This is a genomic window from Pseudomonas sp. AC211, from assembly GCF_979258055.1.
The window spans coordinates 2,022,657-2,039,094 of sequence record NZ_OZ409830.1 but is presented as its reverse complement, the minus strand read 5'-3'; the positions used below and the strand labels follow the sequence as shown (position 1 = coordinate 2,039,094).

9 protein-coding genes and 2 pseudogenes are annotated in these 16,438 nt (G+C 59.6%); 5 read left to right on the top strand and 6 right to left on the bottom strand.

Translation table 11 applies throughout. The annotated features are described in order from the left end of the window. Nucleotides 1-105: 105 nt before the first annotated feature. From ACZZZP_RS09795 to ACZZZP_RS09780, 4 genes and pseudogenes are all read right to left on the bottom strand, one after another. Nucleotides 106-1,476 (bottom strand): ESPR domain-containing protein, encoded by a 1,371-nt coding sequence (locus ACZZZP_RS09795; protein WP_463536471.1) that lies wholly within the window; start codon nucleotides 1,474-1,476, stop codon nucleotides 106-108. A gap of 190 nt (nucleotides 1,477-1,666) precedes the next feature. Continuing rightward, on the bottom strand, nucleotides 1,667-2,251 hold the full coding sequence (gene nfuA / locus ACZZZP_RS09790; protein ID WP_122498371.1) for a Fe-S biogenesis protein NfuA: 585 nt from the start codon (nucleotides 2,249-2,251) through the stop codon (nucleotides 1,667-1,669). Between the two features lie 65 nt (nucleotides 2,252-2,316). After that, nucleotides 2,317-3,343: pseudogene (locus ACZZZP_RS09785) on the bottom strand (acyltransferase family protein). Nucleotides 3,344-3,620: 277 nt separating this feature from the next. After that, nucleotides 3,621-5,901, bottom strand: a pseudogene (locus ACZZZP_RS09780) (fatty acid cis/trans isomerase). A 315-nt stretch (nucleotides 5,902-6,216) separates the two neighbouring features. Between ACZZZP_RS09780 and metH the strand changes: the two are divergent. Together metH and ACZZZP_RS09770 are read left to right on the top strand one after the other, a co-directional pair. Next, the gene (metH, locus tag ACZZZP_RS09775) at nucleotides 6,217-9,927 is read left to right on the top strand and encodes a methionine synthase (protein WP_463382560.1); all 3,711 of its coding nucleotides are present in this window, start codon (nucleotides 6,217-6,219) and stop codon (nucleotides 9,925-9,927) included. Between the two features lie 117 nt (nucleotides 9,928-10,044). Then, nucleotides 10,045-11,337 (top strand): leucine-rich repeat-containing protein kinase family protein, encoded by a 1,293-nt coding sequence (locus tag ACZZZP_RS09770; protein WP_463382559.1) that lies wholly within the window; start codon nucleotides 10,045-10,047, stop codon nucleotides 11,335-11,337. A 23-nt stretch (nucleotides 11,338-11,360) separates the two neighbouring features. Here ACZZZP_RS09770 and ACZZZP_RS09765 read toward each other — a convergent pair whose 3' ends face one another. Further along, the gene (locus tag ACZZZP_RS09765) at nucleotides 11,361-12,362 is read right to left on the bottom strand and encodes an AraC family transcriptional regulator (protein WP_463382558.1); all 1,002 of its coding nucleotides are present in this window, start codon (nucleotides 12,360-12,362) and stop codon (nucleotides 11,361-11,363) included. 164 nt (nucleotides 12,363-12,526) lie between these two features. Here ACZZZP_RS09765 and ACZZZP_RS09760 point away from each other — a divergent pair, with 164 nt between their 5' ends. From ACZZZP_RS09760 to ACZZZP_RS09750, 3 genes are all read left to right on the top strand, one after another. Next, complete coding sequence (locus ACZZZP_RS09760; protein WP_122498359.1) at nucleotides 12,527-12,844, top strand: Mpo1-like protein; 318 nt, start codon at nucleotides 12,527-12,529, stop codon at nucleotides 12,842-12,844. A 284-nt stretch (nucleotides 12,845-13,128) separates the two neighbouring features. Further along, nucleotides 13,129-13,713 carry an HD domain-containing protein gene (locus ACZZZP_RS09755; protein ID WP_122498357.1) on the top strand — a complete coding sequence of 195 codons (585 nt, stop codon included), beginning with the start codon at nucleotides 13,129-13,131 and terminating at the stop codon, nucleotides 13,711-13,713. 180 nt (nucleotides 13,714-13,893) lie between these two features. Continuing rightward, nucleotides 13,894-15,282, top strand: coding sequence for an adenylate/guanylate cyclase domain-containing protein (locus tag ACZZZP_RS09750; protein WP_122453149.1), 1,389 nt, complete (start codon nucleotides 13,894-13,896; stop codon nucleotides 15,280-15,282). Nucleotides 15,283-15,376: 94 nt separating this feature from the next. On the opposite strand, the gene ACZZZP_RS09745 is transcribed toward ACZZZP_RS09750, so the two are convergent. Then, nucleotides 15,377-16,408: a glycosyltransferase family 4 protein gene (locus tag ACZZZP_RS09745; protein WP_463382557.1), complete on the bottom strand. Its 1,032-nt coding sequence runs from the start codon at nucleotides 16,406-16,408 to the stop codon at nucleotides 15,377-15,379. Between the last annotated feature and the right edge of the window lie 30 nt (nucleotides 16,409-16,438).

The following is a 16,438-nucleotide window of genomic DNA, read 5'->3' as shown; positions in this document are numbered from 1 at the left end:
GCCGCACCGTCGACATATTCGAGATTGCCCCCTTCCTGAGCATCGAAGACGATAGAGGTGGATGGATAATTTGCTCTGACTTGATCTATTGCCGGCTGCGCATGCTCACCTGCTGCGTTGAGTACCAGTTGGTTTTTTATATTTTCTAATTTGAATAGGCTCCCCAATGTTGGCGCCTGAAGGTTTGTAAGGGGTCGCCTCCGATATTCCCGCATCCAGGGGCCGGCTATCACTAAGCTGCGACCACCGATACAGATCCTTTCCGGTTGAATAATCGTTAAATAACGGCGTTAAGTCATACGTTCTGTACTGCGGTAGATCCACCAATTCCTGAACGGCCGGACCCGCCGTATTGTTATGAGTCGGGTGCCTGCGCAGATGCTCGGCGCCGAATATTCCAAGCACACCCGGCAGCTTGTATTTAAGATCACTATTTAGTTGTTCAGCCATCGCGATATTTCGCACGGTTATTTCCTCCAGATCATTGGCGGGTCGGTCCTCCAATCGCCCACTGTCAATAAAGTCAAATCTGATATCGTTATTCAGTACGTCCGACCGCAAGAGCCCAGCATAATAGCGATTAATTTTTGCTACTTCAGCGGCAAACTCCTGCTTGATAATTTTATAACCGGTAGTATCTTTTTCCAGCAAGTCGAAATTACTAAAATAATCATCCAGCGATGAATAACCTTTCATTGCCAGCGCCTGTTCGACAGCCGCATTATCCGCGAGCTCATACGAGTCGTAGATCGGAACACTCTCCAAGACAGCTCGCTTTAACGCCCCGTCGGATAACAACTGCTTCGTCAGTAACCACGCCGAAGGTAAATTATGGGCCTCACCCAGAAAAACTGGCCCCAGTTGCAAGTCATACTCGACTTTGTTTTTCACATGAGACAGAAACTCGGCAGCCTCCATGCTAATCATCTTTTTATTGTAGGCTTCCCAGATATGGTTGGGCTTTGCTGTTTCTGGACCTTCGCTATGGGGATCGTTTTCGGTGCCGGTAAGGTGGGGGGTACTTTCACCCGGACTAAGCGGATCGTCTTTTCCCAGCGCGCCGACGGTATCAGCCGAAACAGGCAGTTTGTGACCGTTGCCATCGATAATGATCGATGTGGAGTAACCTTTGACGCGCGTTTGAATATCTTCCTTTGTATTGAGCAGGTATCGCACCTCGTCAACAATGCCCCCTTTGGCGATCTCGATCACGGGCACGCCATTGACGGCGCTGGATACCGTGGCGCCGGTGCTGCGATCCAGCAAAATTTCTGCGGTGGCCCAACTTGGAACAGCGGCCACCCACATAGAAAGTGCGAGATGCTTAATCGAAAAAGCCGGCGGTTTAGGTGCAACTGCACTAGCAGCAGGCCCCTGCCGCTGCCCAGGTTTGCGTTGGGCGCGAGTGATTTCGGCGACGGGAATAAAAAAGCCCAGAGGCTTGCTGAAAATAAGACGAAAGCAGTGTTTGTTCATGGCGTTTCTTCCCCTAGGGCTCAATACATAAACCCTATGAAAAGCACGACCTAGAGCCTGTATGAAGGCTCCGATTAGCTTTGCAGAACGAAGCTAAAACTCCACGGATTCCCCAGTGAAGGGGGCAGAAACGAACCTGCAAAAATGAAAAAAGCGGCCCGAGGGCCGCTTTTTTGTCATCGAACGCTATTTAGTAGTAGGCGTTTTCTTTGTTGGTGTGATCGGTCACGTCGCGAACGCCTTTGAGCTCGGGAATACGCTCGAGCAAGGTTTTCTCGATGCCTTCTTTAAGAGTCAGGTCAACCTGTCCGCAACCTTGGCAGCCGCCGCCGAATTTCAGTACGGCAATGCCGTCTTCGACCACGTCGATCAGGCTAACTTCACCGCCGTGGCTGGCCAGCCCCGGGTTGATTTCGGTCTGTAGGTAATAGCTGATGCGCTCGTTGATGGGGCTGTCTTCGTTAACCATCGGAACTTTGGCGTTTGGTGCCTTGATGGTCAGCTGGCCGCCCATGCGGTCGGTGGCGTAGTCGACTACCGCGTCTTCAAGGAAGGCTTCGCTGAAGGCGTCGATATAAGCGGTGAAGCTTTTCAACGCTACGGCGTGGTCGTCTGGCTTCTCTTCGCCTGGCTTGCAATAGGCGATGCAGGTTTCAGCGTATTGGGTGCCCGGCTGGGTGATGAAGATGCGGATGCCGATGCCGGTGGTGCTCTGCTTGCTCAGCAGGTCGGCTAGGTAATCGTGGGCAGCTTCAGTAATGGTGATGGCAGTCATGGCAACTCCTCGCAAACATGGGCGCAGTTTACGCCCATGGGGCGGGCGAATAAAGCCCTAGTAAATCAGTCAGGAATAGCCGATCTGTTCGTAAGGGGCTTCTGATCGTCCAGCCAGACTTTGGCTTGCTGGAAAAAGCGCTTCTCGATCAGCTCGTAGCTCCCCCAAGAGGCGAGCACGATAGCCGGAATGCAGGCGCCGATCACCCAATAAATGTTCAAGTCGAAGCGCTGCGTCAGGTACCAGCCCAGCGACAGAACCAGCACGTGCACGAGGTAAACCGAGTACGAGCAATCGCCCAGCGACTTGAGCACGCGACTGCCACGGAAATAGCTTTCCAGCGAAATGCAGCTCGCCACAATCAAGGCGCTCGGCACGCCCCAATGCAACATGCGCACGGCGGTGTCCAGGTGATAGATGGTCAATAACGACCCCACAATGACCATAACTGGTAGCCAGCGCCCCGGTTGAATCCAACCCCGCTGATACACCATGCCCAGCACGATGCCGAACAGAAATTCATAAACGATGCTGTTGCGGTAGAAATCGCTCACCCAACTTTCCCGAGTCGCCACCGTGCCAATCAGAAACAGCGCACCGGCAATCAGCCACAGCCGGTAGCGCTCCGGCACACTGAAGCCAAGTGCGAACAGCAGGTAGAAGAACATCTCGTAGTTGAGGGTCCAGCCCACGCTGAGGGTGGGGGTAAAGACCGAAGCCGCCAGGGTTGTCGGCAGGTATAAACAGCAGCGATAGCACGAAGTGCTGCAGCTCGAAGCTTTGTCCCGGCATCACGGGTTGGGCGTAGACAATCAGCAAGGCCGCCATTAACGAAAAAAGCCAGTAAGCCGGCACGATTCGCAGCACGCGATTGAGCAGAAAGCGCCCGGCGGCAATATCTTTGCCCTGGGTGGAGAGGTAGATGACAAAGCCACTGATCACAAAAAAAATGTCGACGCCCACGGCGCCTTTGTCGATAAAAAATTGGCCAAACGCACTGTCGGCTTTGAAATCGAAGAACACTTGCATGATGTGATGACCAACCACCAACCACGCCGCCAGCGCCCTTAGCGCTTGCACTGAAATCAGCATAAATCCGCTGCTCCCAACCACGACGCCGTCAGGCGCCAGAACCCGGCGCGCACATGGCAAACCGACACCACGGCGCGCCACCTCGCGTTACAGGGTTGACCGTAACGGCGGGGGAAAAGGTCCATAAATCAGGGGGAAGCGCTAATGATGCCGCAGAAACACATTCCCGCAGGAGCGGCTTTAGCCGCGATGCTGTTGGATCTCGAATATCCAAAGAATCGCGGCTAATCGAAATGCCGCCCAACCGCCCCCACAGGAGGAAGGCGGGTTTCGCAGCCTATAAATTCTCGTACCTATTCATGTCGAGAACCCCCCGCCTCGACTGGCTCGGTGCGCTGGATGTAGCGGTCCAGGTCGTGGAAGTACTGCCAGAACTGCGGATGTGAGCGGCGGATGCCCCAGCGCTGCACCACTTGTTCAAACGCCACGTCGTCGCGCACGCGCTCCAGGGTCGCGACGAACTCCGGCACCTGTTTCACCGGCACGTTGAACATGAAGTTCGGGTAGCTGCTCATTACGCCGGGGTACACGGTGAGCGTGTCCAGGCCGGGTTGATAACGCAGGCTCTCGCCCATCATGAAGGCCACGTTGCTGTGGGCGCGGTTGCGCAGCAGGCTGTAGACGTCGTAGCTGCCGTCTGCTTCTTCCACGCGCAACAGGGTCGCTTCGGGCAGGTCCTGAATCACTTTCAGCCCGGCCGCCGGTTTGTTGGTCAGGCGACTAAGCGCCTGCTCGGCGTCTTGCTGCGGTTTCGGGAAGTTGCGGCGGTAACAGTTGGCGTCGGCGCAGCGGTTGATCGGGTCGGGCCGCATGTTGAAGCCGGCGCAACGCTGGATCAGTTGCTTGGCGAAGATGTTTTTCGCATTGGCTTCCGGCAGGAACAAGCCCGTGGGGCTGTCGTCGTCGATGTCTTGGTAGTCCATCCACATCTTCAGTTTGCCGCCGTCCTGGTACCAGTCGCTGAGTATCTCGTCGCGCGCGTCGGCCGGCATCAGGCGCAGAAAATTCTGCTCGGCGCCGTTGCGGATCAAGTCGAAATAAAGCCGCGTCTGCGCCTGGTGCGAGACGTTGCCGAACACGTCGTAGTTGACCACCAACTGGTAATAGGTGCGCTCCAGCAGCGGGTAGTCCATCCACCACAGCGTTTGCGGCACCTCGCCAATCAAGCCCTTCTTCACGGTGGCGCTGTCGAAGTTGCGGAAAATCGACAACACGGCGTTGTCGTTGCCCGCCCAGATGTGCGACCAGCTTGGCGCCGGCGCGTCGGCGTAAGCATCTTTGCGCGCGTTTTCGTAGTCGTTGCGTTTGTCGCGGTACGCCCGCCACAGGCTCAAGGTGGCGCCCAAGTCGTCGAGCTGACCGGGCAAGGCGAGCTTCTCGGTGATTTGGCCCCGGTAGTTGGGGTCGGTGACGAACAGGTCGTGGTCGGGATCCTGGAAGATGACCCAGAAGTTATCGCGGATCACGTCCGTGGCGATCTGGCCCCGGCATACCGGACCGCGAATGAAGGTCTGCACAAAATATTCGGCGTTTTCCAGCATGAACTGATACCGCGCCCGCGCCGGAATGGCGGCAAAGGTATCGAATGGATTAGCGCGACGCTGCGGGCCATACCCCGGCGAGGCCTGAACCTGCCAGTCATTGCCGTAAAACAGCTCCTTCACCCGTGCCAGCTTTTGCGGGCTGAGCGGATAGGTGATGTGGGTTTTATGCACGATCACGCCCTGGACCGGAATCAGGCGGTAATAGAAGACGGTGCCGGGGTCGTCGTTCGGTCGGCGGCTGGCGATCAGATCAACCGGCGTACCGCTTGGCGTCCGCGAGCGCACCACTTGGAAGAAATGGCGGTTGTCGCCGTTCTGGAAGTACAGGTGCGCCAGGAACAAATGCTCGTACAGCCAACGTGCCGCCAAACCCTCGCGCGCGCCTGGGGCATTGAACAGGGCTTCCCACTGCTTGATTTGCGCCAGTTCTATACCGTTGGCCACCAGCGCCTGCTGGTCCAGCGGCGCGCCGGCGGCCAGCCACTGTTGCAGCGTCTGTAATTCACCCGCCGTCAGCCCCGTCACGCCCAACGGCATGCCTTCCAGCGGATGCGTCTTGGCGTAACCGTCGAATTCGCCCGGCGTGGGGCAGGAATTTGGCCGCTCTACCCCGAGCTGAATGCTCTCGGGCAGCCTGGCGTTGGGCTCTACCGGGTGTTGCTGTCCAAGTTCCAACATGCGCGCCATCAACGCGGCCTGGCCGCCCTGGGCGTCGAGCACGGACGAAAAGCCCTTGCGCTGCCACGCCGCCGGGCTGTGGGCATCGAGATACAGGCGCGTGGTGTCGACCGCTACCGTCCGGCCACCGTCGTACACCGGAATTTTGCTCGCCCCGCGCGACACGCCTTCAGCACTGCCCATGTTCAGCTGGCACGGCGCGTCATAGCAGGCGTGGCAGGCCACGCACTTCTCCGTGAGGATCGGTTGAACGTCGCGGTTGTAGGAGATGGAGTCGGCGTCGGCACCCATGGCAAAAAACCATAAGACGGCTGCGACGTAGGAGCGGTATGACATGGAAACATCCTGAAATCTCAAGCCGCGAGTCTAACGATATGCGCGGCCCCAGGCACCGACGGCGAGGGGTTTCGCGGTGTTTTTTTGTAATCGCGGGCGCCCGCTAATTGGTTTGGTAGGAGCCAGCTTGCGGGCGAATGCCGCAGCCGATATTCAGGCCGGTGTGCGCACGGTACGCCAGCAACCTGGCTCCTACAGGGAGTGGAGCAGCTCCAACATGAGCCAAATTCATGTAAACCCGCCATGTGCTCCAGCCCGTTGCAGCTTTGCTATTATCGCGCCCACTAAATTCCGCGCTTTTCAGGTAATGCCTACATGTCCGATCGCCAAGCCCGACTCCAGTCTCTTCAGCACGCCCTGAGCGAGCGCATTCTGATTCTCGACGGCGGGATGGGGACGATGATTCAGAGCTATCGCCTGGAGGAAGAAGACTACCGAGGCAAGCGCTTCGCCGACTGGCCGAGCGATGTGAAGGGCAACAACGACCTGCTGCTGCTCAGCCGCCCCGATGTGATTCAGGCCATTGAAAAGGCCTACCTCGATGCCGGCGCCGACATTCTGGAAACCAACACCTTCAACGCTACGCAAGTGTCGCAAGCCGATTACGGCATGGAAGCGCTGGTGTATGAGCTGAACGTGGAAGGCGCCCGTCTGGCGCGCCAGGTGGCGGATGCGAAAACCCTGGAGACCCCGGACCGTCCGCGCTTCGTTGCCGGCGTGCTTGGCCCAACCTCGCGCACCTGTTCGCTGTCGCCCGACGTCAATAACCCCGGCTACCGCAACGTCACCTTTGACGAGCTGGTGGAGAACTACTCCGAAGCCACCCGCGGCCTGATCGAAGGCGGCGCGGACATGATTCTGATCGAAACTATTTTCGACACCCTCAACGCCAAGGCGGCAATTTTCGCCGTGCAAGGCGTTTATGAAGAAGTGGGGTTCGAGCTGCCGATCATGATTTCCGGCACCATCACCGACGCCTCCGGCCGCACCCTTTCCGGCCAGACCACCGAAGCGTTCTGGAACTCGGTGAGCCACGCCAAGCCGATTTCCGTTGGTTTGAACTGCGCGCTCGGCGCCAAGGAACTGCGTCCGTACCTGGAAGAACTGGCCGGCAAGGCCGACACCCATGTGTCTGCTCACCCCAACGCCGGCTTGCCGAATGCCTTTGGTGAATACGACGAAAGCCCGGCGGAAATGGCCGTGGTGGTCGAAGAATTTGCCGCTTCGGGCTTTCTTAACATCGTCGGCGGCTGCTGCGGCACCACGCCGGCGCATATCAAGGCCATCGCCGAGGCGGTGGGCAAGTACAAGCCGCGCGTGATTCCGGATATTCCCAAAGCCTGCCGCCTCTCCGGGCTGGAGCCGTTCACCATCGATCGTCAGTCGTTGTTTGTGAACGTCGGCGAGCGCACCAACATCACCGGCAGCGCCAAGTTCGCCCGCCTGATCCGTGAGGACAACTACACCGAAGCCCTGGAAGTGGCGCTGCAACAGGTGGAAGCCGGCGCCCAGGTGATCGACATCAACATGGACGAGGGCATGCTCGATTCGAAGAAGGCGATGGTCACCTTCCTCAATCTGATCGCCTCCGAGCCGGACATTTCCCGCGTGCCGATCATGATCGACTCCTCCAAGTGGGAAGTGATCGAAGCGGGCCTCAAGTGCATTCAGGGCAAGGGCATCGTCAACTCGATTTCCATGAAAGAAGGCGTCGACCAGTTCATTCACCACGCCAAACTGTGCAAGCGCTACGGCGCGGCGGTGGTGGTGATGGCGTTCGACGAACTCGGCCAGGCCGACACCGAACAACGAAAAATCGAAATCTGCAAACGCTCCTACGACATTCTCGTTGATCAAGTCGGCTTCCCGCCGCAGGACATCATCTTCGACCCGAACATTTTTGCCGTGGCCACAGGCATCGAGGAACACAACAACTACGCCGTCGACTTCATCAACGCCTGCGCCTACATCCGCGACCACCTGCCCTACGCCTTGAGCTCGGGCGGCGTGTCCAACGTGTCGTTCTCGTTCCGGGGCAACAACCCGGTGCGCGAGGCGATTCACTCGGTGTTCCTGTACTACGCGATCAAAAACGGCCTGACCATGGGCATCGTCAACGCCGGCCAGCTGGAGATTTACGACCAGATTCCCGCCGAGCTGCGCGACCGCGTGGAAGACGTGGTGCTCAACCGCACGCCCAACGGCACCGACGCCCTGCTGGCCATCGCCGACAACTACAAGGGCGACGGCAGCGTTAAAGAAGCGGAAACCGAAGAGTGGCGTTCCTGGACCGTCGGCAAGCGCCTGGAACACGCGCTGGTCAAAGGCATTACCACACACATCGTCGAAGACACCGAAGAAGCGCGGCAGCAGTGCAAGCGGCCCATCGAGGTGATCGAAGGCCCGCTGATGGCCGGCATGAACGTGGTCGGCGACCTGTTCGGCGCTGGCAAAATGTTCCTGCCGCAGGTGGTGAAGTCCGCCCGCGTGATGAAGCAGGCTGTGGCTCACCTGATTCCCTTTATCGAGCTGGAAAAAGGCGACAAGCCTGAAGCCAAGGGCAAGATTTTGATGGCGACGGTGAAAGGCGACGTACACGACATCGGCAAGAATATTGTCGGCGTGGTGCTGGGCTGTAACGGCTACGACATCGTCGACCTGGGCGTGATGGTGCCGGCAGAGAAGATTCTGCAAACGGCGATTGCCGAGAAGTGCGACATCATCGGCCTGTCGGGCCTGATCACGCCGTCGCTGGACGAAATGGTGCACGTCGCCCGCGAAATGCAGCGCCAGGGCTTCACCCTGCCGCTGATGATCGGCGGCGCCACCACCTCCAAAGCGCACACGGCCGTGAAGATCGAGCCCAAGTACCAGAACGATGCCGTGGTGTACGTCACCGACGCCTCGCGCGCCGTGGGCGTCGCCACGCAGTTGCTGTCCAAGGAACTGAAAGCCGGTTTCGTCGAAAGCACCCGCAAAGATTACGTAGAAGTACGCGAGCGCACCGCCAACCGCAGCGCCCGCACCGAGCGCCTGAGCTACCCCGCCGCCGTGGCGAAGAAGCCGCAGTTCGACTGGGCCAGCTACCAGCCCAGCGTGCCGACCTTTACCGGCGTGAAGGTGTTGGAAGACATCGACCTCAACGTGCTGGCCGAGTACATCGACTGGACGCCGTTCTTTATCTCCTGGGACCTGGCCGGCAAATTCCCGCGCATTCTCACCGACGAAGTGGTCGGCGAAGCGGCCACCGCGCTGTACAAAGACGCCCGCGAGATGCTCACCAAACTCATCGACGGCAAGCTGATCAAAGCCAGCGCGGTGTTTGGCTTCTGGCCTGCCAATCAGGTGCAGGACGACGACATCGAGCTGTACGGCGACGACGGCAAACCGCTGGCCAAGCTGCATCACCTACGCCAGCAAATCATCAAAACCGACGGCAAGCCGAATTTCTCGCTGGCCGATTTCGTGGCGCCGAAAAGCAGCGGCGTCACCGACTACGTGGGCGGGTTTATCACCACCGCTGGCATCGGCGCCGAGGAAGTGGCCAAGGCTTATCAAGACGCCGGCGACGACTACAACTCGATCATGGTCAAAGCCCTGGCTGACCGCCTGGCCGAAGCCTGCGCCGAGTGGCTGCACCAACAAGTGCGCAAAACCCACTGGGGCTACGACCCGGAAGAAACGCTGAGCAACGACGAGCTGATCAAGGAAGCCTACAAGGGCATCCGCCCTGCCCCCGGTTACCCGGCCTGCCCGGACCACACCGAGAAAGGCACGCTGTTCACCCTGCTCGACCCGGCCGCCGAGGAGAACAAAGCGGGCGTGAGCGGCGTGTTCCTGACCGAGCACTACGCCATGTTCCCGGCGGCAGCGGTCAGCGGCTGGTACTTCGCCCATCCGCAGGCGCAGTACTTCGCGGTGGGTAAGGTGGATAAGGATCAGGTCGAGAGCTACACGGCGCGCAAGGGCCAGGACTTGGCCGTGACCGAGCGGTGGTTAGCGCCGAATTTGGGGTATGACAACTAATCCGTAACTCGTTGGGCTTCGCTTTGCTCAACCCAACCTACATTCGGTTTTTGCCCTCACCCCTAGCCCCTCTCCCGAAACGGGAGAGGGGAATCTATACGCGTGTAACTCTTTTCTATGCATACGCTTGAACAACTGCGCCGGGGCGAGCTGGCTGGCATTACGCGGCTGGATTTGTCCTGCGGGCTGACTGAGTTTCCCGACGAGATCTTTGCGCTGGCCGACAGCCTGGAAGTGCTCAACTTATCCGGCAACCAGCTCACCGCCCTGCCCTCGGATTTGCCGCGCCTGCCTAAGCTCAAGGTGCTGTTCTGTTCCGACAACCCGTTCACCCACGTGCCCGAAGTGCTCGGTGATTGCGCGCAGTTGGAGATGGTCGGTTTCAAGGCCAACCGCATCGCCCATGTGCCGGCGGCTGCGTTGCCGACTCGGTTGCGCTGGCTGATTCTGAGCGACAACCAAGTGAGCGACTTGCCAGCTGAACTGGGCGAGCGGCCGCGATTGCAAAAACTGATGCTGGCGGGCAATCGCCTGAGCGTCCTACCCGAAAGCCTGAGCGCTCTTTCCAACCTGCAACTGCTGCGTATCGCCGCCAACCGCTTCGAGCATCTTCCTGGCTGGTTGCTGGAGTTGCCGCAGCTGGCGTGGCTGGCGTATGCCGGCAATCCGGCCAGTGATGTCGCAGAGCGCTCGGTGTTGGCCGCTCACCCGGTGGCGGCCATTGCCCGGGCGCAGTTGCAGCTAGGCGACGTGTTGGGCGAAGGTGCCTCGGGGGTGATTCACGCGGCGCAGTGGCAAGCGCCGGGCCAGGCGCCGCGCGCCATGGCCGCCAAGTTGTTTCGCGGCGAGGTCACCAGCGACGGCCTGCCCCACAGTGAAATGGCCGCATGCCTGGCGGCGGGCAATCATCCGAATCTGATCGGCGTGGCCGGCCCCCTTCAGGCGCAAGCCGGCGCGCCGCCTGGCCTGTTGCTGGAACGCATCAATGCAGACTACCGAGTGTTGGCCGGGCCGCCGTCGTTAGCCAGCTGCATCCGCGACTGCTATGCCGAAGCGCGCCGCTTTACGCTGAAGCAAGCCGTGGCCATCGCCCGCGCCGTGGCATCGGCGGCCGCCCACCTGCATGGCAACGGCATTCTGCATGGCGACCTCTACGCCCATAACCTGCTGGTAAACGACGCCGGCCACAGCCTGCTCGGCGACTTCGGCGCCGCCTCGTTCTTCGACCCAGGAAGCGCGCAGGGCCACGCGCTGCAACGCATCGAAGCGCGAGCGTTTGGCTGTTTGCTGGAGGAATTGCTGGAACGCTGCGGCGAGGCGCCGGAGCGGTTGTGGCAGTTGCAGCGCGCCTGTGTGACGCCGAACGTGGCAGAGCGGCCGGATTTCCCGGCCATCCTTCAGGCGCTTTGACAGCTTGAGCGCCGCGGTAACTGCTACATCTGCGCCCGGTATTCCCCCGGCGTGCTGTCGAACCAGCGCCTGAATGCGCGGAAAAAATTACTCGGATCGGCAAATCCCAGCAGGTACGCAATCTCCAACAACGTCAGCTCCGGCTGCGCCAGGTACTGCACCGCCAGCTCGCGGCGGGTGTCGTCGAGCAACTGCTGAAAACTAGTGCCCTCCTCCTGCAAGCGGCGCTGCAAGGTCCGTTGCGACAGGTGCAACGCCTGCGCCACGGTGTCGCGCTTGGGCTCGCCTTGCGGCAGCAAGCGGCAGAGCAATTGGCGCGCCTGATGGGTCATGCGGCTTTCCGAAAAGCGCGCCAGGTATTCGCCGGCAAAGCGGTCATGCAATTGCGCCAGTGCCGGGTTGGCGCTCGGGATCGGCGCGTCGAGGTCGGCGCGCTCAAACACCAGGGCGTAGTGCTCGGCGTTGAATTGCAGCGGCGCCTGGAACACTTGCTGATACGGCGCCAGATCAGCCGGCGGTTCGCCCTGAAAGCAGGCTTTCAGCGGGCGCAATTCCTTGCCGGTGATCCAACGGCAAAACGACAGGGTGTAAGCCAACGAGGCTTCGGCACTCTGCCGCGCCGGAATCAGGCGATCACCGTGAATCGCCAGGGTCAAGGCGTAGCCTTCAGGCAGCGGGCGGAAGTTGAGGTCGGCGCCTTCGGCGATGATTCGCTGGAAACGCACCAGGCGGGTGAAGGCTTCTTTCAGCGTGCGGCTGGACATGCACGCGTAGCCCACCACATGAAACGACGCCGGGCGCACCACCTTGGCCAGGTTCAGGCCAATCGCCGGGTTGCCGGAGAGCTGCACCGCGCGGCCCCAGACGCGGGTCATGCCGTCTTGGGAAAAACGCGCATCGGGGTCATTCAAGGCTTGGTAATCCAGTCCCAGCTCGGCAAACAGCTGACGGCAATCGACGCCACCCATTTCCAGCCCATTGACGATGGCCAGTACCCAACTCGAAGAAGTCGTACGTTCGCTCATGCAAGAGTTCTTGTTCTAGTCACGGGAGCCGCGCGAAGGCGGAACGAGCGCAAGGATACTAAAGTGGCGCTGATTGTCACTGGCCCACGAAGACACTCGACCTACACTTCAGTGCACCGTGTCCTACAGACAGCCATACCTAAGAAAACAACAGGAGGTGTGCCATGAGCACGCAAACCGCCGAACGCTTCACCAGCTTTGCGCAGTTCTATCCCTACTACCTGCAAGAGCACAGCAACCCGGTGTGCCGCCGTCTGCACTACGTTGGCAGCCTGTTGGTGCTGAGCATTCTTGGCTATGCCCTTTTTACGCAGCAGTGGTTGTGGCTGCTGGCCATGCCGCTCGCCGGTTATGGGTTTGCGTGGGTGGGGCATTTTATTTTTGAGAAAAATCGGCCCGCTACTTTTGACTATCCGCTGTGGAGTCTCGCCGGAGATTGGGTGATGCTCAAAGATGCCTTCACCGGCCGAATTCCCTTTTAACGGGCCTGATCTTCGACCATGCGGCGTTGAAAGCGGGTTCGAAAATGCTCATTGGCTACAGCCAACTCCGCTTTTCTCACCCACTTTCGCCTTGCCTGGCCTTTGCTCAGACCCGTTAAGACGTGGCAGATCTTCGGCCATGCGGCGTTGAAAGCGGGATTCGAAAATGCTCATTGGCTACAGCCAACTCCGCTTTTCTCACCCACTTTCGCCTTGCCTGGCCCTCGCTCAGACCCGTTACGCAACTTTCATCTAAAAAAACAAAAACAATCGCGGAGAACCTGATGAACGCTCACGCCCGCTTCACCCATATGCAAGACGGAACCGCCGAGGACTGGGCGATCATCGCTCAAGATTTCATGGCGTTTGCCAAGCTGTTGCCCGACCGGGTGATGACGCACCTCAAGCTGCTGGATGGCGATTTCGGTGGTTTTCCCGTCGACCGTCTGACCCATTCACTGCAAACCGCCACCCGTGCCCACCGTGATGGCCGCGATGAGGAATACGTGGTGTGCGCGCTGCTGCATGACATCGGCGACACCCTTGGCACCTTCAACCACCCGGATATCGCCGCAGCCATGCTCAAGCCGTTTGTGAGTGAGGAAAACCTGTGGATGGTGGAGAAACACGGCGTTTTCCAGGGTTATTACTTCTTTCATCACCTGGGCATGGACCGGCTGCTGCGTGAGCAATTCAAGGACCACCCGCAGTACCTGCGCACTATTGAGTTCTGCGCCAAGTACGATGCCGCCGCTTTCGACCCGGCCTATGAGCACCTGCCGCTGGAGTTCTTCGAACCGATGCTGCGGCGCCTGTTTGCCCAGCCAAAAAACTCGGTTTATAAGGCTGTAACCGAGCCATCGATCTGAAACCATAGTGCTATCACCGACCGCTGGAGCCCTTGTCTCCAGCCTTTCGGCGGGCGGTATTGGCGGTCCATCTTTTGCTGGTTATGATCCCGCACCAACCAAAAGCATGGCCTCTGTTTTGCAGAGAGCGAAGACGTCCTACAGAGACGTCAGAAAACCAGCAGGGATCGTGTCAACGCTATGAAGTCAGCCAGTATCGATCGTCCGATTGACTTACCTTCTTTACCTCTGCGCGAGTACTACTCGCGGGTGCTGGCTTATATCGCCATGGCGGCCAGCATCGCGGCTGGCACCTTTGTGCAGTATTTCGGCTACAACATCCTCTGGATGGTGCCTTACGCCCTGCTTTATCCCCATCTTGCCCATCACCTGAGCCAGCGTTTCAAACGCGAGCACGCGCGCGAAACCGATTTGGTGTTGCTGTTTATCGACTCGCTGCACTGCGGCGCCGCCATTGCCCTGCTGGGTTTTTCGGTGGTGCCGAGTTTGATGATCGTGCTAACGCTGGTGTTTAGCGCGCTGATCATTGGCGGCCTGCGTTACCTGGGCCTGGCCCTGCTGATTACCGTTAGCGGCGTGGTGCTCACCAGCGTCATCGTGCAGCCGGAAGTCAAAGCCACCACGCCCACCTTGGTGTCGCTGATCAGCGTGGTGTTCAGCACGTTGTACATCTGCATCACCGCCTATTTCGTGCACCAACAAGGGCTGCGTCTGGACGTAGCGCGCAACGAAATCAAGCGCGAGCAGGAAAAAGCCGCACGCCTGGCGCGAAACCTCGCCAAATACTTGTCTCCGCAGGTGTGGGAATCGATCTTCAGCGGCAAGAAAAGCGTGCGCCTGGAAACCCAGCGCAAAAAGCTCACGGTGTTTTTCTCTGACATCAAGGGCTTTACCGAGCTGTCTGAAGAGTTGGAAGCCGAAGCGCTGACCGATCTGCTCAACACCTACCTCAATGAAATGTCGAAGATCACCCTGAAATACGGCGGCACCATCGACAAGTTCATTGGTGACTGCGTGATGGTCTTTTTCGGCGACCCGTCCAGCCAGGGCGCCAAGAAAGATGCGGTGAACGCCGTGTCCATGGCCATCGCCATGCGCAAGCACATGAAAGTGTTGCGCCAACAATGGCGAGCGCAGGGCATCACCAAACCGCTGGAAATTCGCATGGGGTTGAACACCGGTTATTGCACGGTGGGCAACTTCGGCGCCGACACGCGCATGGACTACACCATCATCGGCCGCGACGTGAACCTCGCCAGCCGCCTGGAAAGCGCCGCCGAGTCCGGGGAGATTCTGATTTCCCACGAGACCTACTCGTTGATCAAAGACGTGATCATGTGCCGCGATAAAGGCCAGATCACCGTCAAAGGCTTCACCCGCCCGGTGCAGATTTACCAAGTGGTCGACTTCCGTCGCGACCTGGGCGCTGCGTCCAGCTATGTGGAGCACGAATTGCCAGGCTTCTCTATGTATCTGGATACCAACGGCATTCAGAACTACGACAAAGAGCGCGTGATTCAGGCGCTGAACCTGGCGGCGGAGAAGTTGCGCGATAAGGTGATCGTGTAAATCACGCGGTGCTCGTAGGAGCCAGCTTGCTGGCGAAGCCCTTGATTTCAGTTCCCCAAGGCTTCGCCAGCAAGCTGGCTCCTACGAAAAGCGGTTAGTTCAGCAGAGCCTTTTCAACCACCGGCTCAACCACTTCCCCATCAATCAGCGGCTGCTGCGCCAAAAACTCCAACGCCGACGCCCGCCACGATTGCTTCTGCGCCGCCTCGGCGCAGCGCTGCCGATCCAGGCTCAACGCTGCCAGACACGCGCCGCGCAAATCTTCATCCATCACGCCGCTAACGCCCTGCTCCAGCACATCCAGCGGACCCGCCACGGGAAACGCTGCCACCGGCGTGCCGCAGGCCAGCGCTTCAAGCATCACCAGCCCGTAGGTGTCGGTGCGCGAGGGAAACACCAGCACGCTGGCTTCGGCATACGCCCGGGCCAACGTAGCGCCGTGCTGATAACCGTGAAAACGCACCTGCGGGTAGCGGCTTTGCAGCTCGGCACGCTGCGGGCCGTCGCCGATCACGTGTTTCTCGCCGGGAAGATCCAGGCGCAAAAACGCGTCCAGATTTTTCTCCGGCGCGACCCGCCCCACATAGAGAAACACCAGTTTCCCCGGCGTGTGCAGGGTCGGCGTAAAGCGCGTGAGGTCGACGCCCTTTCTCCACAGTCCAAGGCGTTGCAGCCCCCAACCGGCGAACTCGCTGCGCAGCCGCTCGGTGCTGACCAGCACGGCCTGACTCGGTTGATGAAACCGGCGCAGGTAGGCGTAGCCCCAGGCCAACGGAATGCGCGGCCAGCGGGTGTGCACGTATTCGGGAAAGCGCGTGTGAATGGCGCTGGAGAACGCCAGCCCGCGTTTGCTCAACCAGCGCCGCGCGGTCCAGCCCAGCGGGCCTTCGGTGGCGAGGTGTACGCAGTCGGGGCGAAAGTCGCGAATCGCCGGGCCGACGCGCCATAGGTCCCACACCAGCGGAATCTCTGGGTAAGTGGGGCACGGCACGTGGCGAAAGTCAGCCGGCGACAGCAACTTGACCAGATGGCCCAGTCCACGCAGTTCGGCGATGAGCGCTTGCAGGCTGGTGACTACGCCGTTTACCTGCGGCGTCCAGGCGTCGGTGACGATCAGAATCCTCATGCAGTGGTTTCGCGGGCGGCTGCATCGGCA